Genomic DNA, 23,456 nt, shown 5'->3' on the forward strand with positions numbered 1-23,456 from the left:
TTATCGCTCAACAAGTTCATACATGAAATGCGTTGAAGAGGAAGAGTAGGGAACAATCCCATTCGCAGAGAGCCACCGGATGGTGAAAGGTGGCAGTGGGACGGTCCGAACGCCCCCTCCGAGCAGTTCAGGGTGAACACCACGTGCCGATGTGGACGATCTCCGCAGATGGCACATGGTAAGTAAGCTGAACCGGTGACTCCGTTATCCGTCACGCCCGCAAGGGGTGGTAAGTCGATCGAGGTCCTGGTGCAGCGCATCGGGATTTTTTGTTTTCGGCGAGCGCTCGAGTGTTGGTGTGGCGCGAGAGTGTCGGAGGCATGGACACGAGCAGGGAAGGAAGGCAAGCTTATGGAGCTGAAAAGCGACTCCGTCAGATGCGGCGTAGCCCGCGCACCGCATCGCAGCCTGTTGAAGGCAGACGGCGTAACTGATGAGGAGATGAAGCGGCCGCTCATTGCTGTATTCAACTCAAGAAACGACATTATCCCCGGTCACAACAACCTGGACAAGATAGCAGATGCGGTGAAAGCTGGCATTTATATGGCTGGCGGCGTCCCATTCGAGGTATCAACCATTGGCGTGTGCGACGGCATTGCTATGAACCATTTGGGTATGCACTACTCGCTCGTGTCGCGCGAAACTATCGCCGACTCTTTCGAGATTATCATGAACGGCCATGCCTTCGATGCGGCCGTATGTATTCCCAACTGCGACAAGATTGTGCCAGGCATGGTACTTGGCGCTTTGCGCGTGAACGTTCCCACTGTCTTCGTGTCGGGCGGGCCTATGCTCGCTGGCAAGCAGAAGGGGGGATGCGGCCCCACCACCGACCTGAACACGCTGTTCGACGGCGCGGCGGCGGTGATGAATGGCACCATGACCGAAGAAGAACTCGCTTATTTCGAAAACACCGCGTGCCCCACGTGCGGCAGTTGCTCGGGCCTGTTCACGGCGAACTCCATGAACTGCTTGTGTGAGGCATTAGGCATTGCGCTTCCCGGAAACGGCACCATTCCTGCCGTGTATTCCGAGCGCATTCGCCTGGCTAAGCACGCCGGCATGAAGGTGATGGAGCTTCTCGAGAAAAACGTGCGCATCCGTGACATCGTGTCTGCGGCCGCTATTCACAACGCCATGGAATGCGACATGGCCTTTGGCGGCTCCACAAACACCGTGCTGCACCTCACGGCAATCGCACAAGAGGCGGGGCATCCCATCACTATGGACGACTGGGACGCTGCAAGCGCTCGTACGCCTCACTTGTTGAAGCTGCAGCCGTCTGGCCCGCGCCCGCTCTCCGACTTGTACGAGGTAGGAGGTGTGCCGGTAGTCATGCATGAACTGGCCGAACTTGGTTTGCTCGACGAAAGTGCGCTTACGTGCATGGGTCCTTTGCCCGAATACCTAGAAGCGTGCTGTCCGCCGGCCGACGGTGAGGTGTGCCGCACGCATGACAACCCGCTTTCGCCGCAAGGTGCCTTGCGCGTGCTGCACGGCAACATTGCACCTGACGGTGCTATCGTGAAGAAGAGCGCGGTGGCGCCCGAGATGATGAAGCACACGGGCCCTGCCAAGTGCTTCGATTCTGAAGAGGCAGCGTGCGATGCCATCAACTCCGGCAAGATTGTCGCTGGCGACGTGGTAGTTATTCGCTACGAAGGTCCCAAGGGCGGGCCGGGAATGCGCGAGATGCTCACGCCTACGAGCTCTATCTGCGGCATGGGTCTTTCGTCAAGCGTGGCACTTATTACCGACGGGCGTTTCTCCGGCGCAACAAAGGGTCCGGCCGTTGGACACGTGAGTCCTGAAGCTGCAGCCGGTGGCCCCATTGCACTCATCCAAGACGGCGACTTGGTAACTGTCGATATTGAGGGTGGAGCACTCACACTCAATATCAGCGACGAAGAACTCGAAGCCCGTCGTGCCGCGTGGACGGCACCCGAACCGAAGCACAATCATGGCGTGCTCGCCAAGTACGCGCGCATGGTCACTTCAGCAGATAAGGGGGCGTATTGCTCGTGAGCAAGAAGAATCAAACTGTCGCCGCCGATGCGTGTCTCATAGGCACGCCACGGGGGTTGGGCAGCAAAACCGACAAGCAAGGTACGCGCATGACCGGCGCGCAGGCCATCATAGCATCGCTTGAAGCTGAGGGTGTCGACCTCGTGTTCGGTTATCCTGGCGGTCAGGCTATCAAAATCTATGACGCGCTGTACGACAGCACGCAGATCACGCACGTGCTTGCACGCCACGAGCAAGGCGCGGTGCACGAGGCCGACGGTTACGCGCGTGCCACGGGTAACGTGGGCGTGGTGCTGGTCACGTCCGGTCCTGGTGCTACCAACACGGTTACCGGTATTGCTACCGCTTACATGGACAGCGTGCCGTTGGTGGTGGTGACCGGTCAGGTTCCCCGCGGTGCTATTGGTACCGACTCCTTCCAGGAATCCGACATTGTGGGCATCACCATGCCCATCGTGAAGCACAGCTACTTGCTGCAAAACGTCGAGGACATTCCCCGCACGTTCCGCGAGGCGTTCCATATCGCCAGCACAGGGCGTCCTGGTCCGGTGCTTATCGACGTGCCGAGCGACCTAAACAGTGAGATGATCACCTTCGAGTATCCCGACGAGGTGAACCTGCCATCGTACAAGCCGAATTACCGTGGCAACGCCAAGCAGATTCGTGCAGCGGTAAATGCCATCCGTGAAGCACGCAAGCCTATTCTGTATGCCGGCGGTGGCGCCATCACTTCCGGTGCGTCGGCTGAGCTTATTGAGCTTGCCGAACGCATGCAGATTCCTGTGGTCACGACGCTTATCGGCAAAGGCGTGTTTCCGGCCAGCCATCCGCTGAACATGGGAGCAGTCGGCATGCACGGTTCGAAGTACTCGAATTTGGCCATGACCGAAAGTGACCTGATCATCGCTGCAGGTGCGCGCTTCTCCGATCGCGTGACGGGCAAGCTCTCCGAGTTTGCGCCGCATGCTAAGGTGGTGCATATCGATATTGATCCGGCAGAGATCGGAAAGGTGCGCGAAGCACAGGTGCCTATCGTGGGTGATTTGAAGGGTGTGCTCGCGGGTATCAACGCCGCGCTTGCGAAGGAAGGGGCAACCCCCAACGATGAGGAATGGATCGCGCAATTAAGCGAATGGCGTGAGCGTTTCCCGTACTATCATCCGAGCATTGACGAGTCGGAGGGTGGCATCGTTCCAGAAATCGTCATGCAACAGCTTTCCGCCAAGCTCGATCCCGCGGGAAGTGTTGTGGTTACCGAGGTGGGCCAGCACCAGATGTGGGCACATCAGTACATCGACCGTGAGTTGCCGCGCACGTTTGTGTCGAGCGGTGGCGCGGGAACCATGGGGTTCGGCTTCCCGGCTGCTATTGGTGCGGCCATCGGGTGCCCCGGCAAGCAAGTGGTGTGCATCGCTGGTGACGGGTCGTTCCAGATGAACAGCCAGGAAATGGCCACTGCCGCCATCAACGGCGTGCCGGTGAAAGTGCTGATTTTGGACAATCGCTGCCTTGGTATGGTGCATCAGTGGCAAAAGCTCTTCTATGAGGGACGCTATTCATCCACCGAACTTGCTGCGAACCCCGATTTCGTGAAGCTTGCCGATGCGTACAGCTGGCGTGCCGAACGTGTAAGTGCTCCAGAAGAGGTTGACGAAGCGCTCGATCGCATGCTTGCCGCGGACGGTCCGTACCTGCTTGACGTGGCTATTTCGCGCGATCAAAACGTGTATCCCATGGTAGCTCCGGGCAAGGCGCTTGACGACGTGATGGGTGCCATTGACGTTGCGGTAGGCGCGGTTCGCACAGAAATGCCAGCAAGTGCGCAACCCTCACCCGAGGCATCACCTTGCGCTCGCGTGGACGCGCAGTTCGGCGGACGTTGGAACAGCGACCCGAGTGATACGAAGCCTCGTATGTCAGCAAGCCAAGCTGCTATCGATCTAGCGCCGAGCACGTTGGGCTCAAAGCCGGATGCATCGCTTGTCGATGCGTCCGATGCGAAGGAAGGGGAGTAGTCATGAAGCACATTCTCTCTGTTCTAGTTGAGAACAAGCCAGGCGTGCTGTCGCGCGTGACCGGTCTGGTGTCGCGCCGCGGGTTCAACATCGAGTCGCTGTCTGTTGGCCCAACGGAAGATCCCACCATGTCGCGCGTGACCGCCATCGTGAACGCCGACGACGTAGGTTATGAGCAGATTACTAAGCAGCTGCACAAGCTCATCAGCGTGTACAAGATTAACGACCTTACCGACGAGCGGGCGATCGAGCGCGAGCTGGCGCTGTTCAAGGTGAACGCCGCACCTGAGCGCCGCAGCGAGATCATCGAGATCTCAAATATCTTCCGCGCTAATATCGTGGATGTGGGTCGCGGGTCGCTAACCATCGAGGCAACCGGCGACGAGGACAAGCTGAAGGGTTTGGAGGATTTGCTGCGTGCGTACGGCATCAAAGAGATCGTGCGCACCGGTAAGATCGCTATGAGCCGCAATGCGAAGGAATAGCGCAACACCGCCGCGCGCAGACAAAGGAATGGCAGGTAGGTCAGGTCACTATCTGTTACTATAAGGGAACGAACAGCTGACACGAAAGGAACGAGATAATCATGGCTGTTACTATCTACTACGAAGAGGATTGTAATCCGCAGATCATCCAAAACAAGAAGATCGCCGTTATCGGCTATGGCTCCCAGGGTCATGCCCATGCACTGAACCTGAAGGACTCGGGTTGCGACGTGCGCGTTGGTTTGCGTGAGGGTTCCAAATCGGCCGCTGCTGCTGAGGAAGCGGGCCTGAAGGTGATGTCTACGGCCGACGCCGCCAAGGAAGCCGATCTTATCATGATCCTCGTTCCCGACGAGCTGCAGGCGCAGGTGTACGAAGAGTCCATTGCTCCCAACCTGAACCCGGGCGACACGCTGGCCTTCGCTCACGGCTTCAACATTCACTTCGGCTACATCAAGGCACCCGAGGACGTGAACGTCATCATGTGCGCCCCGAAGGGTCCGGGCCACATTGTGCGCCGTCAGTACACCGAAGGCTCTGGTGTGCCTGATCTCGCGTGCGTGGCACAGGACGCCACGGGTGATGCGTGGGATATCGCCATGTCGTACTGCTGGGGCGTGGGCGGTGCCCGTTCTGGCATCATCAAAGCCACGTTTGCACAGGAGACCGAAGAAGACCTGTTCGGCGAGCAGGCCGTGCTCTGCGGCGGTTTGGTTGAGCTGGTGAAGGCAGGATTTGAGACGCTGGTGGACGCAGGATACCCGCCCGAGCTTGCTTACTTCGAGTGCTACCATGAAATGAAGATGATCGTTGACCTCATGTATGAGAGCGGCATCCACTTCATGAATTACTCCATTTCCAACACTGCCGAGTACGGCGAGTACTACGCTGGCCCGAAGGTTATCAACGAGCAGAGCCGCGAAGCCATGAAGCTCATCCTTGAACGCATCCAGAACGGCGAGTTCGCGCGTGAGTTTGTTGCCGACTGCAAGAACGACCACAAATGGCTCGTTGAGCAGCGCGAAGCCATCAACGACCACCTCATCGAGCAGACCGGCGAGAAGATTCGCTCGATGTTCAGCTGGATCAAAAAATAGGTTCGCTTTCGAACGTAGGCATTTTTGTGTGCTTGCGTGAATTTGCGTGAACGAAAAAGGAAAGCCGCCTTGTGCGGCTTTCCTACTCGATGGGGAAAGGAATGGTTGCGTCATGCTGCTGAATTGTCTGCTCGTAGGCGCTGGTGGGTTTGTGGGTTCGATTGCTCGCTACCTGCTTGGGCTTCTGTCGGTAACCGACACGGCTGCGGGTTCTTTTCCTGTTGCGACGTTTGGAGTCAACGTTGCGGGCGCCTTCCTCATCGGTTTTGTAATGGCGCTGTTCACTAAAGGAACGGGTATGAGTCCGCAGCTGCTGCTGTTTTTGAAGGTGGGCATGTGCGGCGGCTTCACCACGTTTTCAACGTTTAGCTTAGAGTCGTTGTCGCTTATCGAGAGTGGGCATGTAGGCATGGCTGCGGTATACATGGCCGCGAGCGTGGCTGCATGTCTTGTCTCCGTTGCGCTTGGCTCGTGGGTAGCGCGCTAAAGAAACGCTGTATTGTCGTATACTCTGCGCACCCTTTCGTGCTTGAACGACCGGTTGCGTGAAATTTCGCTGCCGTGCGACGCTGCTGTGCGGTTTCGCCTTATCATAGGGGCATTATGCTTCGTGCGGTGCCGCGCGCCGCACTCAACCGATTCCGAAGCAAAGGTGGTTGCCGCTATGACGAAGAAGATTCTTGTTGCTGATCGCATGGCCGATGAGGGGATTGAGGTTCTGCGAAACGCTGGATACGAGGTTGACGTAAAACTCGATATGACGCCTGACGAGCTTGTCGCCACGATTCCGCCCTATGATGCGCTCATCGTGCGCTCGGCCACGCCGGTCACGCGCGAAGCAATTGAAGCAGCTCAGAATCTGAAAATCATTGGGCGAGCGGGCGTGACGGTCGACCGCATCGACGTTGAGGCTGCAACCGAGCATGACATCATCGTGTGTAATGCGCCCACGAGCAATATCGTGTCGGCCGCCGAACACACCATGGCACTCATGCTGGCCTGCGCTCATAACCTCGCACAGGCTAACGCCAGCATGCACGCTCATAAGTGGGAACAAACCGGTTTCATGGGGGTAGAACTCTACGGCAAGACGCTTGCTATCTACGGGCTGGGTCGCGTGGGTGGCTTGGTTGCTGAGCGTGCGAAGGTCTTCGGCATGAAGATCGTCGGGCATGACCCGTTCTGTAGCCGCGAGCGTGCCGAGGCGCTTGGCGTTGAACTGCGTGAAACCGTGCTTGAGGCGCTTGCCGATGCCGACTTCATTACCGTGCACGTGCCGCGCACCAGAAATACTGTTGGCATGTTTGGTCCGAACGAGTTCGCTGCCATGAAAGACGGTGTCATCTTGCTGAATGCTGCAAGTGGCGGTATTTTCGATACCGAGTCGATGGCCGATTTCATCGCTGCGGGCAAGATTAGTGCGGTAGGCGTGGACATGCACGATCAGGAGCCGTGTTTTGACTCGCCGCTGCACGAGTTTCCTAACGCCATTCTTACGCCGCGCTTGGCGTCGGCAAGTATCGAAGCGCAGCGTCGTGCCGGCACGCAGATAGCCGAGTATGTGATGGCGGGTCTTGAAGGGTCGCTTGTGGTTACCGCAGTAAACGCGGCACCTCTGTCGGCTGAGGTTATTGGGTTGGTTGGCCCGTACGTGAACGCCTGCGAGATGATGGGTCGTATCATCGCTCAAATCAAGGGCGGCATTCCCCGCAACATTCATGTGACCACGGCAGGTCTTATCTCAGAAAGCGATCCCACTGCACTGGTGGCTGGTGCCTTGAACGGTATTCTGTCGTATCGTCGTGCGGGTACGGTGTCGGTCATTAACGCGGCGTCAGTGGCGCAACGTCACGGCATCAAGGTGTCGACGTCGACTATGGTTGACGCCGGTGAGTATGCCTCAACGGTGAGTATTTCTGCGGCGGGGGTGGAGGCTGGTACCACGTTGTACGGATCGTCGCAAGCGCCACGCATCGTGTCACTGCTTGGGTATAAGATCGACATTATCCCTGGTAAAAACATGCTTGTGTTTGAGTACCTGGATGCGCCGGGTCGTATTGGTGTTATTGGAACCGTGCTTGGAGAAGCGGGTGTGAATATTACTACTATGCAGATCGGCACGAAGGTAGACCAAGACACTGCGCTCGTGGTTATGAACGTGGAAGGCGATGTGCCTGATGAAGTGCTTGAGCGTCTCCGTGCGGCGATTGATGACCTGAAGAGCCTTATGCATATTAAGCTGTAAAACTGTATATAACTGTGGTATTATGGCCCGAATTTAATTGAACCGAATCGAGGCGACAGGGAAGGAAAGGTGAGCCATATGACTCGAAAAATTAACATTTTCGACACCACATTGCGCGATGGCGAGCAGTCGCCAGGAGCGTCGATGAACACCGAGGAAAAGCTGGTTGTCGCGCGTCAGCTGCTGCGTTTGAACGTGGATGTCATCGAGGCTGGCTTTCCCATATCGAGTCCTGGCGATTTTGAAAGCGTGCGTCGCATCGCTGAACTTGCAGGTGACGACGCTACGGTCGCTGGTCTCACCCGTGCGGTACACAAGGACATTGATGTGGCTGCCGACGCGCTGAAATATGCCAAGCGTCCTCGCATTCACACCGGCATCGGCGTGTCACCCTCGCACTTACATGACAAGCTTCGTATCACCGAAGAGCAGTGCATCGAACGCGCCGTTGACGCAGTGAAGTACGCTAAGGGTTATGTGGAGGATGTACAGTTCTACGCCGAAGACGCGGGCCGCTCTGACTACGACTTTCTCGTAAAGGTTATCCAGGCGGTCGTTGACGCTGGGGCCACGGTGGTGAACATTCCCGACACTACGGGTTACTCGCTGCCCGAGGAATTCGGTGCCCGCATCGCGTACCTTATGGAGAACGTGCGCGGCATCGAAAATGTTACGGTGTCGGTACACTGCCATAACGACCTTGGTATGGCCACCGCACTTGCCATGGCGGGTGTGAAAAACGGCGCTACGCAGGTGGAATGCACCATCAACGGTTTGGGTGAGCGTGCAGGCAATACCGCCATGGAAGAAGTGGTCATGGCCATTCGCATGCATGAGGCCGAGCTTGATGCGCATACCGACATCAACACGCGTGAGTTCATTAAGGCAAGCCGTCTGGTGAGTTCTATTACGGGCATGAATGTGCAGCCCAATAAGGCCATTGTGGGTGCGAACGCTTTCGCCCATTCTTCAGGCATCCATCAAGATGGCGTGCTTAAGAAGCGCGATACCTACGAGATTATCGATCCGGCCGATGTGGGCGCGGGAACAAGCCAGATTGTACTCACGGCACGTAGCGGGCATGCGGCGTTGAAGCATCGCTTGGAAGAGCTTGGTTATGAGCTTGAAGGTGAGCAGCTCGATCAGGTGTATGAGGCGTTCTTGAACCTCGCCGACAAGAAGAAAGAAGTTTACGACGAGGATCTGGAAAGCTTGGTACAGGAGCGCGACCGCGTTGAGCAGAGTTCGGCATACACGTTGGTAGGCGTGCAGACGAGCTGTGGTACCGACATGATTCCTACGGCAACGGTAACGCTGCGTAACGCCGCCGACCAGACGGTGACTGCGTGCGACTTCGGCACCGGTCCGGTAGACGCAATGTATAAGGCGGTAAATAAGATCGTCCAGGTGGAGAACGACCTCACCGAGTTCAGCGTGCAATCGGTTACCCGCGGTATCGATGCGCTGGGTGAAGTAACCATTCGCGTGATGGCACCCGATGGAGAGGTGTATTCGGGTCGCGGCGCTGACAACGACATCACCGTGTCGTCGGCAAAGGCGTACGTGAACGCATTGAACCGCCTGATCAACGACAAGGCACAAGCGCACGCGCGGTAACCACGCCGTGTAACTGGCATATGTTTCACAAAGCCCCGGCAAGCAGGTGTCGCGCCGGGGCTTTGTGTGTAGTAATGCAGTAAGGGAGAAGCTCATGTTCGATAAGTACGCGCTTGCGAGTGTCATCAATGATGCCTTGGGCGATAGTATTGCTGTGGTTGACGAACCTCTGTCTGCGCACACTACGTTTCGCATCGGGGGGCCAACGGCTGTGTACGCGCGTCCGGCTAGCGTTGAGGCGGTCGCGCAAATCGTGCGCATCTGCGCGCAGGCGGGCGTAGAGCTTCGTTGCATTGGTTGTGGCAGTGACCTGTTGGTCAGTGATGATGGTATCGATTGCGTGGTTATGGAGATGGCCGACGCTCTGTCGGACGTGCGTGTGGAAGGGTGTCGCATCATCGCGCAGGCGGGTGTCACGAACAAGGTTGTGGCCGATGTGGCATGCAAAGCGGGCCTTTCCGGCTATGAGTTTGCCAGCGGCATCCCGGGAACCGTTGGGGGAGCAGCCATCATGAACGCGGGCGCGTACGGTGGCGAGTTCAAGGACGTGTGTGTGTTGGTTCGCTGTGTCATGCCTGATGGAACACTGCGTGACTATACCCACGACGAGGCGCGATGGGCTTATCGTACGAGTGCGTTTGATGCTGATGGTTGCGTGGTCGTGCAGGTTGAACTGGAGTTATGTGAAGCTGATGCGGCCTTGGTGCGCGCGCGCATGAACGATCTTGAAGCACAGCGTGCGAGTAAGCAGCCGCTTGATGTGCCCAGTGCCGGTAGCACGTTCAAGCGGCCCGTTGGGTACTTCGTTGGCAAGCTTGTGCAGGATGCCGGTCTTGCCGGCTACCGCGTGGGCGGTGCGCAGGTGTCCGAAAAGCACACCGGCTTTGTGGTGAACGCTGGCGGTGCTACGGCGGCTGATGTGCGCGCGCTTATTGATCACGTGCAGCGCGTCGTGTACGAGCGCTTTGGCGTACAGCTCGAGCCCGAAGTGCGCATGTGGGGTTTTGACGTGCCAGACGAGCGCTAGGTATGTTTGGCTTGGCACTCGTTCACTCGGGGGTTTGACTCGTCATTCGTTCGTTCGTCGGTTTCTCGCAGTTTTGGTGGGTGGTTTGGGATTCTTCGAGCATTTCCTGCCCTTTTTGCGGATTTTATGGTATAAACGATCAACCGTGCGCAGCAGCCGCGCGCCATACTTTCGATTCTCGTGAGAAAGTGGGAGTTTTCCCGCTTTCTTTTGTTATGAGGGCATGGCTGCGCTAATGGGCACAATCTGAAAAGATGTGAAACGTACGATGAGGAATGGAGGTGCGTATGCTTACCGCGAAAGAACAGCAGCTGCTTGATGCGTTGACGCCGAAGGCGGAGAGCGAACAGGTTGAGATCGTCACTGTTGAAGTCGTCGGAGCGAGTAAGGCGCCCACTATCCGTATCTTCATCGACACCGAAGACGGCGTGAGTTTCGACGTGCTGTCATCGGCGCAAGCGTGGATCAATGACATTATGGACGAACTCGATCCGTTCCCTGGTGCTTACACGCTCGAAGTGTCATCCCCGGGTATCGATCGTCCGTTGCGCACACGCGAGCATTTCGAACGCTTCGCCGGCGAGAACGTGTCGGTGAAGGCCGCAGGCAAAATCGAGGGACGTTCGACGTTTTCCGGCAAGCTTTGTGGCATAGACGGCGATGACGTACTCGTAGATGTTGACGGACAGCGCATGCGCGTTCCGTTTAACGCCATCAAGCGAGCTCGCATTAAGGGAACTATTAATTTTAATTCGTAACGATACAGTTTCACGAAAGCATACGACGTCGAAAGGAAGCACAGTGGCAACTTCTGAACTAATCGAAGCGCTCCAAGCGTTGGCTCATGAGCGCAAGATTGATGAATTCTACCTCATCGAGCGTCTTGAGCAGTCGTTGGCGAAAAGCTACGAACGCATTCTCGATTTGGAATGGGACGCCCGCGTTACCATTGACCGCCAAACAGGGAAGATTTACGTGTACGAGATGATTCCCGTGGGTGAGCCCGACGAAGAAACTGGCGAGTACGCCGAGTTTGAAGAGCGTGACGTTACGCCGAACGACGTGAGTCGCATTGCCGCCCAAAACGCCAAGGGCGTCATTGCGAGCTTGGTTCGCGAGGCGGGTCGTCAGTCTATCTACGAGGAATTCTCTGGGCGCGTGGGCGATCTAGTGACCGGCACGGTATTGCAGGGCACATCCGACTTTACCATCATCAAGATTCGCGAGGGTGTTGAAGCAGAGTTGCCCCACTACGATGCGAAGCGCGCAACTGATGAGCGCAACGAACGTCCGGCTGGTGAACACTATCGCCACAACCAGCGCTTGAAAGTGCTCATCATTGACGTGCGCGACCCTTCCGCTGACACACCGCGCATGCGCGGCGACCAGGCACGTCCGGCCATTATTGTATCCAGGACGCACCCCGACCTCATTCGTCGTCTCTTCGAGATAGAGGTTCCGGAAATCTACGATGGCATGGTGGAAATCAAGTCCATCGCCCGCGAACCCGGCGCTCGCAGCAAGGTGGCTGTGGCATCACGCGAGGCGAATCTTGATCCGGTGGGTGCGTGCGTTGGTCCTAAGGGTAGTCGTGTGCGCATGGTGGTTGAAGAGCTGCGCAACGAACGTGTCGATGTTATTCAGTGGAACGAGGATCCGGCCATCTATGTGGCCAACGCCTTGTCGCCTGCCAAGGTGACGCGCGTGATTGTCGACGAAGAAAGCCACTACGCGACGGTGGTCGTGCCCGACGATCAACTGTCGTTAGCTATCGGCAAGGAAGGTCAGAACGCCCGACTCGCTGCGCGGTTGACCGGTTGGCATATCGACATCAAGTCAACGAGTTTTGCCGGTGAGCCTCTGCGTGCGCAGGACAACATGCTCATTGACGAGGACGAGCTTGAAGAAGACGAGGAAACGTGCGTGTTCGTGAACGACGAGGGCGTGCGCTGCCGCAACCATCGACGCCCGAACAGCAGGTACTGCGGTATTCATGCCTCGCAGGATGAAGTTGTCGACGAGGCGTAAAGGAAAGACAACCATGGACGTGCAAAAACGGGTGCGCACTTGCATATCTTGCGGAGCGAAGAGCGACAAAACGTTGCTGTATCGCATCGTGCGCGCATCCGATGGAAGCACGTCGTTTGATAGCACCGGCCGTGCTGCCGGCAGAGGAGCATATGTGTGCTCGTGGGCGTGCTATGTTGAAGCTGCTCGGAAGGGTAAGCTCGATAAAGCGCTGAAAACCAAAGTCAGCCAGGAAGATTACGGTCGGATAGGCGCCGAGCTCGCTGCGGTTTGTGGCGACTCGGAAGCTTAAGTGAGGAGTGGTATATGGCAAGTATGCGCGTACATGAGTTGGCGAAGGAATTCGATATGTCCAGCAAGGACCTGTTAGCCAAACTCCGCGAAATGAAGATTCCCGCTAAGAGCCATGCGAGCGTGCTCGCGGATGCCTATGTCGACAAGATCAGGAAGAACCTTGAGCCCGAGATCAGGCAGCGTGCTGGACAGCTGGCTGACGAAGAGGCCCAAAAACTTGCCGCGCAGCAGGCTGAAGCGGAGCGTCAGAAGGTCGAGGAAGAACGCGCACGCCGCGAAGCGGTAGAAAAGGAGCGCGCGTTGCGCGAGGCCGAGCGCGCACGCCGTGCAGATTCTACACAGTCAGACGTCGCGGAAGATGCTGATGCTCGCACCGCACCGCATAAGGTGATAAGCACCCCCTCGCCGTTCGAGAGCCTGGCCCACCAGATCGAAAGCGAGAAAGAGCGCGTTGCTCGCGAGGCTGCCGAGAAGAAAGCCCGCGAGCGTGCTGAGCGAGCACGCCGCGAAGTGGCGAAAAAGCAAGCGGTTGAGGCGGCGTTGCGCAATCGTGGCCGCAAGGGTGGTAAGGCTGCTGTATCGCATACCCCTGCACCGCATCGCCCGTCGGTACCCGCTCCTGCGGCAACGAGGACGAAGAGCAACTTCGATTCGCTGCTTTCCCAGATTGAGGCTGAGCAGCAGCGTATACAGGCGCAAAAGCAGCAAGCGCCCTCGCCCGCACCTGAGCAGCGCGCAGGCGGACGCCGAAAAGGGAAGAAGGGGCATGCCGGAAAGCAGTATGTGCCGGAGCTTGAAACGCCGGTACAGTCACACTCCGAAGATCGCTACGCTCAAATGGCCGTGCAGGCTGAAAAGCTTCAGCGCGACAAGGTGCTCGAAGAGGCTCGTGCCGCTGTTGCAGCCGCCAGCACACACGAAGGTGAAGGGCGCCGCAAAAAGCGTAAGCAGAAACGCGAGCAGGAACAGCGCGAACGGCTTGAGCAGCAGGCTATCGAGAAGGGTCTCGACCCGGCACTCGTACTTGATGACTCCGTGGTGGAGATTCCCCAGGGAGCCACTGTCGCCAAGTTCTCCGAGCTTTTGGGTGTGCAACCCAACGATGTTATCAAGCGTTTGTTCTTGCTGGGACAGGTGCTTACCCTTACGCAGTCGATGAGCGACGACATGGTGGAGCTTATCGCTGACGACATGGGTCGTAAGGTGCGCGTGGTGTCTCCTGAAGAGGAATACGCTGTTGTGTATAACGACAGAGAAGAAGACTTAAAGCCTCGTCCTCCTGTAGTTACCGTTATGGGACACGTTGATCACGGCAAGACATCACTGCTCGACGCCATTCGCGACACCGGTGTGGCGCTGGGCGAGGCTGGTGGCATTACTCAGCACATTGGCGCGTCGGTAGTAAACATTAACGACCGTCAGATTACCTTCATCGATACCCCTGGTCACGAGGCGTTTACCGCCATGCGTGCCCGTGGTGCTCAGGTAACCGACGTCATCGTGCTCGTGGTGGCGGCTGACGACGGCGTTATGCCCCAAACCATTGAGGCTATCAACCACGCGAAAGCAGCCAACGTGCCAATCGTGGTTGCGGTGAACAAGATTGATAAGGACGGCGCGAATCCCGACCGCGTGCGCCAGGAACTCACTGAATACGGCGTGATCCCTGAGGAATGGGGCGGTTCGAACATGTTCGTGAATGTGTCAGCCAAACGACGCCTACACATTGACGATCTGTTGGAAACAATTCTTTTGCAGGCTGACGTGCTGGAGCTTAAGGCAAATCCTGACGCTGAGGCTTCGGGATTTGTTATCGAGGCGAACCTCGACAAGGGTCGCGGTCCGGTTGCAACTGTTCTCGTGCACCGCGGTACGCTGCATCCTGGCGATGTGGTGGTTGCGGGTATGTCGCATGGCCGTGTGCGCGCGTTGGTTGACCCGCGCGGGGCTCACGTTGACGCCGCTGGTCCGGCCGATCCCGTTGAGATCTTGGGCTTGAGTTCGGTACCGGTTGCCGGCGACGAGTTCAGGGTGTTTGCAGACGAGCGCGATGCAAGGAAGCTTGCCGAAGAACGTGCGTTGCGCGCCCGCTTAGCCGAGCAGGAGCAACGCTCCCACATGAGCTTGGATGACCTGTTCAGTCGCATCGAAGAGGGTAAGCAGACCGACCTTAACCTCATCGTGAAGGCCGACGTGCAGGGCTCTATCGAGGCGCTGCGCGATGCATTCGAGAAGATGGATCAGTCCGAGGTGCGCATCAATATCGTTCACTCGGCGGTTGGTGGCATCACCGAAACCGACGTCACACTGGCTGCGGCATCTGATGCTATGATCATCGGCTTCAACGTGCGTCCGACCGGCAAGTCGAAGAGCCAGGCCGAGAAGGAGAAGGTGAGTATTCGCCTGTATCGTGTCATCTATGAGGCTATCGAGGAAATCAACGCCGCGCGTGTGGGATTGTTGTCCCCCGATATTATCGAAGAAGACACCGGCATCGCCGAGGTGCGCGAGACGTTCAAGGTACCGAAGGTTGGCACCATTGCGGGTTGCTACATTACAGAAGGCGAGATTAGCCGCGACAACAAGGTGCGTATCGTGCGCGAGGGAACGGTTGTCTTCGAGGGCACCATTGCGAGCTTACGCAGGTTCAAAGACGACGTGAAGTCGGTAAAGCAGGGCTACGAATGCGGCATTGGCGTAACCGGTTACCAGGACCTGAAGGTAGGGGATACCATCGAAGGTTACGTGGTGAAGGAAGTCGAGCGCACCGAATAACGTTGTTCCGCCGTGCTAGCGCAACGGCGGAACAACTCGATGCTGCGGGCATTGAGCATTGTCCGTTCGCGAAGAGAGACGGGCAATGCTCAGTCGCTCAAACAGTCCTGCTCGCGCGAACATCCCACTGGGATGTTCGGCTCGTGCGGAACTCGCTTTGTGAGCACAGTCCGACTCTCTTCGCTGATTCTTTCTTGTTTAGAGAGTTTTAGTTAGTCCTTCTACGTAGGTCAGACGAGGTTGGCATGGCGCGCGCGCAGATTGCGCAGCGACTGAAACGGTCCAGTGGACCGTTTCACCAAGCGAGCACCTGCCCGAGCACGTGCCATGCCAACCTCGTCTGACCAGACAGGGCAAACTTGACCGGACGTAACAAACTTGTAAGGCTATCGGGCCACATGACCTGATAGCCTTCTTCTGTACAAAACAAAAAAGGAGGTGCACCATGAAACAGGGTGCTTCTAACCGTAAGGTGAACGAGCAGGCGCGCGAAACCATTGCGAGCATTCTACTGTTCGATATATCTGATCCACGCCTTTCGTTGGTTACCATTACTGGGTGTGAAGTCAGCTTCGATCGCAGCGCGTGTAACGTGTTTTATACAGCTGAGCCCGACCAATACGATGACGTAGCGGCTGCATTCGAGAAAGCGTCGGGGCGCATCCGTTCGCTTATGGCTCACCGGTTGTCGTGGCGCGTTACACCCGTGTTACGCTTTCTTTTGGACACGAGTATCGATGAAGCCGAACGCATCGCGAACGCACTGGCAAGCGACGCCCAGCGAAATGCCGAGTCGCATGGCACCGATGAGAACCTTGGGAAACACTAATCATGCAACCGATATCCTCAATCACAGACATAGCTGCGATGCTTAAGGCAAGCAATACGGTGGCCATTTGTGGTCACGTGAGCCCCGATGGTGACTGTATTGGCTCGCAGTTGGCGCTTCAGCTTGCTTTAGAATCGCTTGGTAAGCGCGTAATTGGCTTGCTCGCACAAGATGAGCCTATCGATGAATCGCTTTCCTTTTTACCAGGATCCGATCGGCTGGTTCCGGCTGCTTGTTACGATGGCGCAGAACTCGACGCCTTTGTGGCGGTTGACGTACCAACGACCAAGCGTATGGGAGAAGCCGCAACGACTATCATGCGTGCAGCACACCACGCTGCCGTCATTGATCATCATGCTGCTGATGAGTCATTAGTGGCACTGGCTCACATTGACCCGCAAGCACCTTCGGCATCCACGCTTGTTTGGCAGTTGGTATGTACACTCGGTGCTGAACGTGTTCGCGGGGTTGCTGAGTGCTGCTATGTCGGGTTGCTTACCGATACCGGCCGCTTCCAGTTCCAAAACACCACACCTATGGCGTTTGCCTGCGCTTCCGAGATGGTTGCAGCAGGGGCTGATCCCGCCTATATTGCGCGTGAGGTGTATCAGAATCGAAGCTTGGCTTCGCTTGCGCTTGAGGATCGAGTCATCGAGCATCTTAAGTTCTCCGACGATGGCGCATGTGTTCTCAGCTGGCTTTCTGCGACGGATTTTGAGCAAACAGGTGCGGTAAAAACTGACGCCGATGCACTTATTGGGACGATACGGAGCTTGCGCGGTGTGAGAATCGCCTGCATGCTGCGTGAGCAGGAGGGTGCGGTGCGAGGAAACCTGCGCGCCAAAGACAACACCGATGTGTCGGCCATCGCGCGCCGCTACGGCGGCGGCGGACATAGGGCGGCAGCTGGTTTCACACTCGAATGCTCGCTTGACCAAGCACGTATAACAGTTATGGAAGATATGCAGGCAGCCTTGGTCAGTTCCGAGGAAGGCTAAAGCCGATGAAGCGTGGGCAATCGGGGCACTGCTTCGTGCTGGGAATCGACAAGCCAAGCGGCATGAGTTCCCATGATGTGGTGAACGCGTGTCGCAGGGCATTCAGTGAGCGGCGGGTGGGTCATACCGGAACGCTCGATCCTTTGGCAAGTGGCGTGCTTCCCATTTGTGTGGGAGCAGCAACTCGGCTTGACCAATACCTGACTGGGCATGATAAAACCTATGAGGTCGACATCTGTTTTGGCGTGGGCACTGACACCGATGACGCTGCCGGAAATGTAGTGAAGCGAGGCGTGCCCGCACGTGCGCTTTTCGACGAAAACGTCGCCGAAACCTATCTTCATTCAATCGTCGGCCCGCAAAAGCAGCTTCCTCCCGCGTATTCGGCTATTAAGGTTCAGGGTAAGCGAGCTTACGCCGCCGCGCGGGAAGGGACCATTATCGATTTGGCGCCGCGCGACATAGTCGTACGTGACGCCCGTCTTATGAGTATAACCGAGGCTCCTGACAGCTTCGATCCGGTGTGGACGGTGTTGTTCTCCGTGTCAAAAGGAACCTATATCCGATCGCTCGCGCGCGATGCCGGCATTGCGCTGGGATGTCCGGCGCACGTAGCCGCGCTGCGTAGAATCCGCTGCGGCAACGTAGGGTTGGATGATTGTATGCAGCTTGACGCGCTGGGATCGGTCGAACCTGTGCTGCTCGATCCCATAAAAATGCTGGGGTTTCGGTTCGTGTTTTGCTCAGAAAACCTGTCAGCTAAAGTGGCGAGTGGTATGAGTATGCGATGCGACGCCGTGGAACTATTCGAATATAGCAGGGTTACGACGATGCTCGGGTGTGCGTGCACGTCGGGGGTGGTAGCGTCGTGCGAACCTTTGCACGATGGCGAGCGTATCTGCATGATAGCGGACAATCGGCTGAAGGCCATCTATCGCTATGATGCCACGCGCCGGGGTTTGCGGCCGGATTGTGTGTTTCAGGTGGGGGTGCAGCGTGGCTGACGTGTTGGTAGCCGACGATTCCTTTGACCGGACGGTGTTTAAGGGCGCTTCGTGCGCCTTCGGAGTGTTTGATGGTGTTCATCGGGGACACCGCTTTCTCATTGATGCAGCTTGTAAGACTGCTTATCAGTCGGGCGGCACCTCTGTCGTGATCACCTTCGATCGCGATCCTGATGAGCTATTTCGCCGTGCCTTTCTGAAAAAGCTTATGACAAACAACCAGCGCATCGATATGCTTGCTTCGCTTCCCATTGACTATGTAGTTGTGTTGCCGTTCACGCCCGAGTTTGCGGCGGAGTCACCGGAAGCCTTCCTGCGAAGCGCGTTTCGCGGCACGCCGCCCGCTTTTCTGCACGTAGGATGCGATTTCCGTTTCGGAGCAAAGGCGGCGGGCACAGTTGACGATCTGTGTGCCTGGGCAAATGCAGGTGTAACACACATCTGCCCGCACGACCTTAAAAGTGCCGACGGACTGCCTATATCGGCTACGCGCATTCGCGGCTTGCTTGCCGAGGGTCGTGTGTTCGAGGCGAACGCCCTGCTTGGCCGACCTTACCTTATGAGCGGTTCGGTACTGCACGGGCGAGGCGAAGGTGCCGACATGGGGTTCGCGACGGCGAATTTGTTCGTTGACCCGCTGTTGCAGGCGATTGGTGACGGGGTGTATGCTGCGTGGGTAACCGTAGGCGGTGTGCGCTACCGCGCGGCTGTGTCGGTGGGTGTTGCCCCTATGTTTGCTCATAGCGCAACGGCGACTTGCGAAGTGCATATTCTCGATTTTGCTGGCAACCTGTACGGCCACGTTATCGACATTGAGTTTATGGAATGGTTGCGACCCATGATGACGTTTCCCTCTACCGATGCGCTCATTGCCTGCGTGAAAGGCAACATTGATTGGGTGCGAGCCAACTTGTAGCCCCTTTCACCGAGCGTATCTCCGCATGCGTGAATAAGCTAATCTTGATTTGCTCATGTTTTGCTAGAGTGGTTTTCGTACATTTGTTGGAAGCATTGGAAGAAGGAGGGTGACGAGTGGCTACATTGGGGTTTCTCATCTTGTTTCCCCTGTGCGTGGGCATCGTGCTGTTCGCGGTGCGCGGCGAACAGGCCAGGAAAGCGATTGTGATCGGTTCGTCCGTAATCATCGCCGCCTGCTCGCTGTGGCTCATCGCAACGAATTTGGGGAGTTCATGGACCGGTTTCAGGTTCTCTTCGACAGTCGTTGATTACTGCTGCACGGCAATTGGTGTGCTCATTGCGGGTATCATCTTGTATTACGGCGTTCGCTACAAGAATGTTCTGGCGTGCGTGCTCGCCGTCATTCAGGTGGTGGGATCGCTCATCTTCGAGTTTGTATTCGCCCATGGTGTCGATGTTGTGTTTGGACTGTACTTCGACTCGCTTTCGCTGATCATGACGTTCATCATTGGCGTCGTGGGCACGGGTATCTGCGTGTATGCTCTTGGCTATATGGAAGATTTCCAGGCTCACGAACCCGAAGGTGCACCTGATCGCAGACCGTTCTTCTTCGGCGTTATGTTTATCTTCCTTTCGGCGATGTACCTCATCGTGTTCTCTAACAACATGGTGTGGATGTTCACTGGCTGGGAGGTGACCACGCTGTCATCGTTTTTGCTCATTGGCTATACGCGAACCGAAGAAGCTATTGCGAACGCTTTTAGGCAAATCATTATGAACCTTTTGGGCGGCATTGGTTTTTTGGTTGCGCTGTTCTCCGTGGTGGTGCTGTTCAATACGTTGTCGCTGCAGGAGTTTATTCGTCTCGGTGGTGCGTATCCGATGCTTGCAGCTCTGCCGTTGGCGGCGCTAGCGTTTGCGGGCATTACCAAGGCGGCACAGATGCCGTTCCATACCTGGCTGCTTGGTGCCATGGTTGCTCCTACGCCCACCAGTGCTTTGCTCCATTCGTCAACCATGGTGAAGGCTGCGGTATTCTTGCTGTTGAAGCTCGCTCCGCTTATGCTCGTGTCTCCTGTTCCGGCGGCCATGACCGTGCTCGTTGGTGGCGTCACCTTCATGATGTGCTCGTTTATGGCTATCTCGCAGAGCAATGCTAAACGCGTTCTGGCATACTCCACCATCGCGAACCTGGGCCTGATCGTGGCCTGTGCGGGCGTAGGCACGCCTGAAGCGGTGTGGGCTGGCGCATTCTTGATGGTGTTCCATGCGGTTGCCAAGTCGCTCCTGTTCCTGTGTGTGGGCACGGCTGAGCATCATATCGGCAGCCGCGACATTGAGGACATGGACCTGTTGTTTGAGCGTATGCCGCGTTTGGCTCGCTTCATGATGCTTGGCATTATGGTCATGTTCGTAGCACCGTTTGGTATGCTGGTGGCGAAATGGGCTACGCTCATCTCGTTCGCCGACATGGGGCAGCTCGCACTCATCTTATTGCTCGGGTTTGGGTCGGCTGCAACGTTTATGTTCTGGGCGAAGTGGCTCGGCAAGCTTGCTGGTGTCGCGCAGCGGGTAGAAAACGTGGAAGGCAGCGTGCATCGTTCGGAATGGTCAGCTATTCTGGTCATGGCAGCACTGTCGGTACTGGCGTGCATCAATCTGCCCCTGCTTTCGCGCTGGCTCGTTGAGCCGTACGTTGTCGGCATCTACGGCATCGCAGGGCAAAGCATCCCGATGGTTGATCTACTCATAGCCGCCGCACTTACGACCGTTATCGTCATTGTGCTGTTTGCTGGGCTTGGAAAGAGCCGCCGCCGTCAGGTGAGCGTGTATCTTGCAGGCGCTTCGGCCGACAATGAAAACCGCATTTTCCGCAACTCGATGTCGGGCGAAACCGAAGCAACGGCTCATAACTGGTATCTGACCGACGTGTTTGGCGAGAAGAGTATGGCGCCCATCGGTTCAGTATGCTGCATCATCGTCATGATTCTGGGCGTGGTTGTATCCGCTGCGTTCACGACCAAGGGCTTCGGCCTTCTTTCGGCCGTGCTCTCGCTCTTTGGTCTGTAAGGGAGGGGTGCAAGCATGAATCTGCTTTTCACTCTCATCGGCATCGTTGCCTTCGCCGTTTTAGCGCCGTGCATCGGCTGCTTGTTGGCAGGTCTTGACCGCGTCATCAGTGCGCGCATGCAGGGTCGCGTTGGCCCGCCGCTGCTGCAGCCCTACTACGACGTGCGCAAGCTTTTGCAGAAGGAAGCCGCGTCGGTGAACAAAGTTGAGGACACCTATATCACCTGCGCATTGGTGCTGTCCATCGTCGCCGGCGGCATCTTCTTCTCGGGTGGTAACCTGCTGTTCAGTATTTTCATCATCACGCTTTCAGGGCTGTTCTTTATCGTGGCTGCGTACTCATCGCGCTCGCCCTATGCCGAGGTTGGCGCTCACCGTGAGACGCTGCAGGTGATGGCCTACGAGCCCATGATGCTGTTCATGGCTGTAGCGTTCTACCTGGCTTCTGGTACGTTTAATTCAGCAGGTGCTCTGTTCTTCGCTGTTCCAGCGGTCACCGTACTCTGGCCGGTGTTTCTGGGCTTTATGTTCGTACTCACCATTAAGTTGCGTAAGTCGCCGTTTGACCTGTCGTACTCGCACCATGCTCATCAGGATCTTGTGAAGGGTATCACTACCGAAATGAGCGGACCAACGCTTGCTAAGGTTGAGATTATGCACTGGTGTGAGAACGTATTGTTCCTCGGCTGGACGGGGCTGTTCTTCATCTGGGCGAACCCTGCTTCTATCGTACTGGCGATCGTGGTGGTACTTGCTGTGTACTTCCTTGAAATCTGGATCGACAACAATTTTGCCCGTGTGAAGTGGCAGTTCCTGCTGCGGTCGGCCTGGATCGTTGCTCTGGTGTGCGGTCTGGTCAACATCGGGTTCCTCATGTATCTGTAAAGGAGATGGTCATGTCTTTTGCATCTAAATCTCCCTGGGTTATCCATTACGACGCTTCGAGCTGCAATGGCTGCGACATCGAGGTGCTGGCTACGTTGTGCCCCGGCTTTGACGCTGAGCGATTTGGCGTGATAAACACCGGCAATCCCAAGCATGCCGACATCTTTTTGGTGACCGGTTCGGTTAACGAGCGCAATATTAAGGTGATCCAGGAAATCTACGATCAGATGCTCGAACCTAAGGTGGTTGTCGCGTGCGGCATCTGCGCGTGCTCGGGCGGCATCTTCCACGATTGTTACAACGTACTTGGCGGAGTGGATAAGGCTATTCCGGTTGATGTGTACGCTCCAGGGTGTGCCATTCGCCCGGAAACTATTATTGATGCAGTGGTCGAGGCGGTGGGTGTTCTTGAAGAGAAGGCTCGCGCTATGAAAGAGAAAGAACAGGGGGAGTAGCGCTATGGAATACCGTTCCGATTTTTCTCGCTGCACCATCGACGAGCTGCCTGCGCTCTCCTCACGCCTTAAGGCTGAGGGTTGGCGGTTCGTGCAGATGCTGTGTGCGAACACCGACGACGGCATCGACATGGTGTACTCGTTCATGAAGGATGGTCATCTGGCGAACTATGAGATCAAGGGCGTTACGAAAGACGATGTGGTTCCCAGCATCACGAACGATTTTATTGCCGCCTTTGTGTTTGAAAACGAATCGCACGATCTATTCGGTGTCAACATTTCAGACATTGCCATAGACTTCAAAGGCCACTTCTACGATCTTGCCCAAGCCGAGCCTATGACCATCATCTCGCCTGCCCAGAAAGCAGCGAAGGAAAAGGCAGCTAAGCTCGCGGCAGCAAAGGCTGCCAAGGAGAAAGCGGCCGCCGCACCGCAGGAAAACGATGCAGCGGCGAAGCAGGCAGAGCTTGAGGCAAAGCTTGCCGCCATGGATCCCGAGAAAGCTGCCAAGGTGCGTGCGGCCATGGAAGCCAAGGTGAAGAAGGAGGCAGCCGCGCTCGCGCAGGCGAGGGAGAAGGCACTCGAGGAAAAGCTCGCGGGTATGGACCCCGAAAAGGCCGCGAAGGTTCGTGCCGCTATGGCGGCAAAGGCTGCGCAGGCTGCGAGTGCGAAGAAGGGAGGGGAGTAGT

General features: G+C 56.7%; 20 protein-coding genes. All 20 read left to right on the forward strand.

From position 1 onward, the window contains the following. Positions 1 to 351: 351 nt before the first annotated feature. Positions 352 to 2,025, forward strand: coding sequence for a dihydroxy-acid dehydratase (gene ilvD / locus G7Y43_RS03375; protein ID WP_165044095.1), 1,674 nt, complete (start codon positions 352 to 354; stop codon positions 2,023 to 2,025). Between the two features lie 89 nt (positions 2,026 to 2,114). Continuing rightward, positions 2,115 to 4,040, forward strand: a complete 1,926-nt coding sequence (gene ilvB, locus G7Y43_RS03380) for a biosynthetic-type acetolactate synthase large subunit (RefSeq protein ID WP_165044260.1) — start codon at positions 2,115 to 2,117, stop codon at positions 4,038 to 4,040. Positions 4,041 to 4,042: 2 nt separating this feature from the next. Continuing rightward, positions 4,043 to 4,525 (forward strand): acetolactate synthase small subunit, encoded by a 483-nt coding sequence (gene ilvN / locus G7Y43_RS03385; RefSeq protein ID WP_165044097.1) that lies wholly within the window; start codon positions 4,043 to 4,045, stop codon positions 4,523 to 4,525. A 101-nt stretch (positions 4,526 to 4,626) separates the two neighbouring features. After that, a complete protein-coding gene (gene ilvC, locus G7Y43_RS03390; RefSeq protein ID WP_165044099.1) occupies positions 4,627 to 5,622 on the forward strand; it encodes a ketol-acid reductoisomerase in 996 nt (331 codons plus the stop codon). A 112-nt stretch (positions 5,623 to 5,734) separates the two neighbouring features. Beyond that, positions 5,735 to 6,109, forward strand: a complete 375-nt coding sequence (crcB, locus tag G7Y43_RS03395; protein WP_241158135.1) for a fluoride efflux transporter CrcB — start codon at positions 5,735 to 5,737, stop codon at positions 6,107 to 6,109. Positions 6,110 to 6,286: 177 nt separating this feature from the next. Then, entirely contained in the window at positions 6,287 to 7,867 is a 1,581-nt protein-coding gene (serA, locus tag G7Y43_RS03400) for a phosphoglycerate dehydrogenase (protein ID WP_165044101.1), read from the forward strand. Positions 7,868 to 7,945: 78 nt separating this feature from the next. Then, positions 7,946 to 9,484 carry a 2-isopropylmalate synthase gene (locus tag G7Y43_RS03405; RefSeq protein WP_165044103.1) on the forward strand — a complete coding sequence of 513 codons (1,539 nt, stop codon included), beginning with the start codon at positions 7,946 to 7,948 and terminating at the stop codon, positions 9,482 to 9,484. Between the two features lie 94 nt (positions 9,485 to 9,578). Continuing rightward, a complete protein-coding gene (gene murB / locus G7Y43_RS03410; RefSeq protein ID WP_165044104.1) occupies positions 9,579 to 10,511 on the forward strand; it encodes a UDP-N-acetylmuramate dehydrogenase in 933 nt (310 codons plus the stop codon). 287 nt (positions 10,512 to 10,798) lie between these two features. Continuing rightward, positions 10,799 to 11,269 (forward strand): ribosome maturation factor RimP, encoded by a 471-nt coding sequence (gene rimP, locus G7Y43_RS03415; RefSeq protein ID WP_165044106.1) that lies wholly within the window; start codon positions 10,799 to 10,801, stop codon positions 11,267 to 11,269. Between the two features lie 43 nt (positions 11,270 to 11,312). Beyond that, on the forward strand, positions 11,313 to 12,539 hold the full coding sequence (gene nusA / locus G7Y43_RS03420; protein WP_165044108.1) for a transcription termination factor NusA: 1,227 nt from the start codon (positions 11,313 to 11,315) through the stop codon (positions 12,537 to 12,539). 13 nt (positions 12,540 to 12,552) lie between these two features. Further along, positions 12,553 to 12,831 (forward strand): YlxR family protein, encoded by a 279-nt coding sequence (locus G7Y43_RS03425; RefSeq protein WP_165044110.1) that lies wholly within the window; start codon positions 12,553 to 12,555, stop codon positions 12,829 to 12,831. A gap of 14 nt (positions 12,832 to 12,845) precedes the next feature. Then, entirely contained in the window at positions 12,846 to 15,608 is a 2,763-nt protein-coding gene (infB, locus tag G7Y43_RS03430) for a translation initiation factor IF-2 (protein ID WP_165044112.1), read from the forward strand. A gap of 445 nt (positions 15,609 to 16,053) precedes the next feature. Continuing rightward, a complete protein-coding gene (gene rbfA, locus G7Y43_RS03435) occupies positions 16,054 to 16,437 on the forward strand; it encodes a 30S ribosome-binding factor RbfA (RefSeq protein WP_165044114.1) in 384 nt (127 codons plus the stop codon). Between the two features lie 2 nt (positions 16,438 to 16,439). Then, positions 16,440 to 17,435 (forward strand): bifunctional oligoribonuclease/PAP phosphatase NrnA, encoded by a 996-nt coding sequence (locus G7Y43_RS03440; protein WP_165044116.1) that lies wholly within the window; start codon positions 16,440 to 16,442, stop codon positions 17,433 to 17,435. A 5-nt stretch (positions 17,436 to 17,440) separates the two neighbouring features. Further along, positions 17,441 to 18,439 carry a tRNA pseudouridine(55) synthase TruB gene (gene truB, locus G7Y43_RS03445; RefSeq protein WP_165044118.1) on the forward strand — a complete coding sequence of 333 codons (999 nt, stop codon included), beginning with the start codon at positions 17,441 to 17,443 and terminating at the stop codon, positions 18,437 to 18,439. Continuing rightward, a complete protein-coding gene (ribF, locus tag G7Y43_RS03450) occupies positions 18,432 to 19,355 on the forward strand; it encodes a riboflavin biosynthesis protein RibF (protein WP_165044120.1) in 924 nt (307 codons plus the stop codon). The genes truB and ribF overlap by 8 nt, the downstream gene beginning before the upstream one ends. 116 nt (positions 19,356 to 19,471) lie before the next feature. Beyond that, on the forward strand, positions 19,472 to 21,427 hold the full coding sequence (locus tag G7Y43_RS03455) for an NADH-quinone oxidoreductase subunit L (RefSeq protein ID WP_165044122.1): 1,956 nt from the start codon (positions 19,472 to 19,474) through the stop codon (positions 21,425 to 21,427). A 15-nt stretch (positions 21,428 to 21,442) separates the two neighbouring features. Continuing rightward, positions 21,443 to 22,312: a complex I subunit 1 family protein gene (locus tag G7Y43_RS03460; protein WP_165044124.1), complete on the forward strand. Its 870-nt coding sequence runs from the start codon at positions 21,443 to 21,445 to the stop codon at positions 22,310 to 22,312. Positions 22,313 to 22,323: 11 nt separating this feature from the next. Beyond that, on the forward strand, positions 22,324 to 22,767 hold the full coding sequence (locus G7Y43_RS03465) for an NADH-quinone oxidoreductase subunit B family protein (RefSeq protein WP_241158136.1): 444 nt from the start codon (positions 22,324 to 22,326) through the stop codon (positions 22,765 to 22,767). A gap of 4 nt (positions 22,768 to 22,771) precedes the next feature. Beyond that, entirely contained in the window at positions 22,772 to 23,455 is a 684-nt protein-coding gene (locus tag G7Y43_RS03470; protein ID WP_165044128.1) for an NADH-quinone oxidoreductase subunit C, read from the forward strand. The last annotated feature ends 1 nt before the right edge of the window (position 23,456 follow it).

The organism is Adlercreutzia sp. ZJ138 (genome assembly GCF_011038935.1).
Taxonomy (GTDB): Bacteria; Actinomycetota; Coriobacteriia; order Coriobacteriales; family Eggerthellaceae; genus ZJ141.

Bases quoted from the DNA above. Each gene is read 5' to 3' on its own strand.
- truB (WP_165044118.1), top strand. From the start codon at position 17,441: ATGAAGCGTGGGCAATCGGGGCACTGCTTCGTGCTGGGAATCGACAAG.
- ilvC (WP_165044099.1), top strand. From the start codon at position 4,627: ATGGCTGTTACTATCTACTACGAAGAGGATTGTAATCCGCAGATCATC.
- G7Y43_RS03460 (WP_165044124.1), top strand. From the start codon at position 21,443: ATGAATCTGCTTTTCACTCTCATCGGCATCGTTGCCTTCGCCGTTTTA.
- G7Y43_RS03465 (WP_241158136.1), top strand. From the start codon at position 22,324: ATGTCTTTTGCATCTAAATCTCCCTGGGTTATCCATTACGACGCTTCG.
- murB (WP_165044104.1), top strand. From the start codon at position 9,579: ATGTTCGATAAGTACGCGCTTGCGAGTGTCATCAATGATGCCTTGGGC.
- infB (WP_165044112.1), top strand. From the start codon at position 12,846: ATGGCAAGTATGCGCGTACATGAGTTGGCGAAGGAATTCGATATGTCC.
- G7Y43_RS03425 (WP_165044110.1), top strand. From the start codon at position 12,553: ATGGACGTGCAAAAACGGGTGCGCACTTGCATATCTTGCGGAGCGAAG.
- G7Y43_RS03470 (WP_165044128.1), top strand. From the start codon at position 22,772: ATGGAATACCGTTCCGATTTTTCTCGCTGCACCATCGACGAGCTGCCT.
- serA (WP_165044101.1), top strand. From the start codon at position 6,287: ATGACGAAGAAGATTCTTGTTGCTGATCGCATGGCCGATGAGGGGATT.
- rbfA (WP_165044114.1), top strand. From the start codon at position 16,054: ATGAAACAGGGTGCTTCTAACCGTAAGGTGAACGAGCAGGCGCGCGAA.
- rimP (WP_165044106.1), top strand. From the start codon at position 10,799: ATGCTTACCGCGAAAGAACAGCAGCTGCTTGATGCGTTGACGCCGAAG.
- ilvN (WP_165044097.1), top strand. From the start codon at position 4,043: ATGAAGCACATTCTCTCTGTTCTAGTTGAGAACAAGCCAGGCGTGCTG.
- G7Y43_RS03405 (WP_165044103.1), top strand. From the start codon at position 7,946: ATGACTCGAAAAATTAACATTTTCGACACCACATTGCGCGATGGCGAG.
- ilvD (WP_165044095.1), top strand. From the start codon at position 352: ATGGAGCTGAAAAGCGACTCCGTCAGATGCGGCGTAGCCCGCGCACCG.
- ilvB (WP_165044260.1), top strand. From the start codon at position 2,115: ATGACCGGCGCGCAGGCCATCATAGCATCGCTTGAAGCTGAGGGTGTC.
- G7Y43_RS03440 (WP_165044116.1), top strand. From the start codon at position 16,440: ATGCAACCGATATCCTCAATCACAGACATAGCTGCGATGCTTAAGGCA.
- crcB (WP_241158135.1), top strand. From the start codon at position 5,735: ATGCTGCTGAATTGTCTGCTCGTAGGCGCTGGTGGGTTTGTGGGTTCG.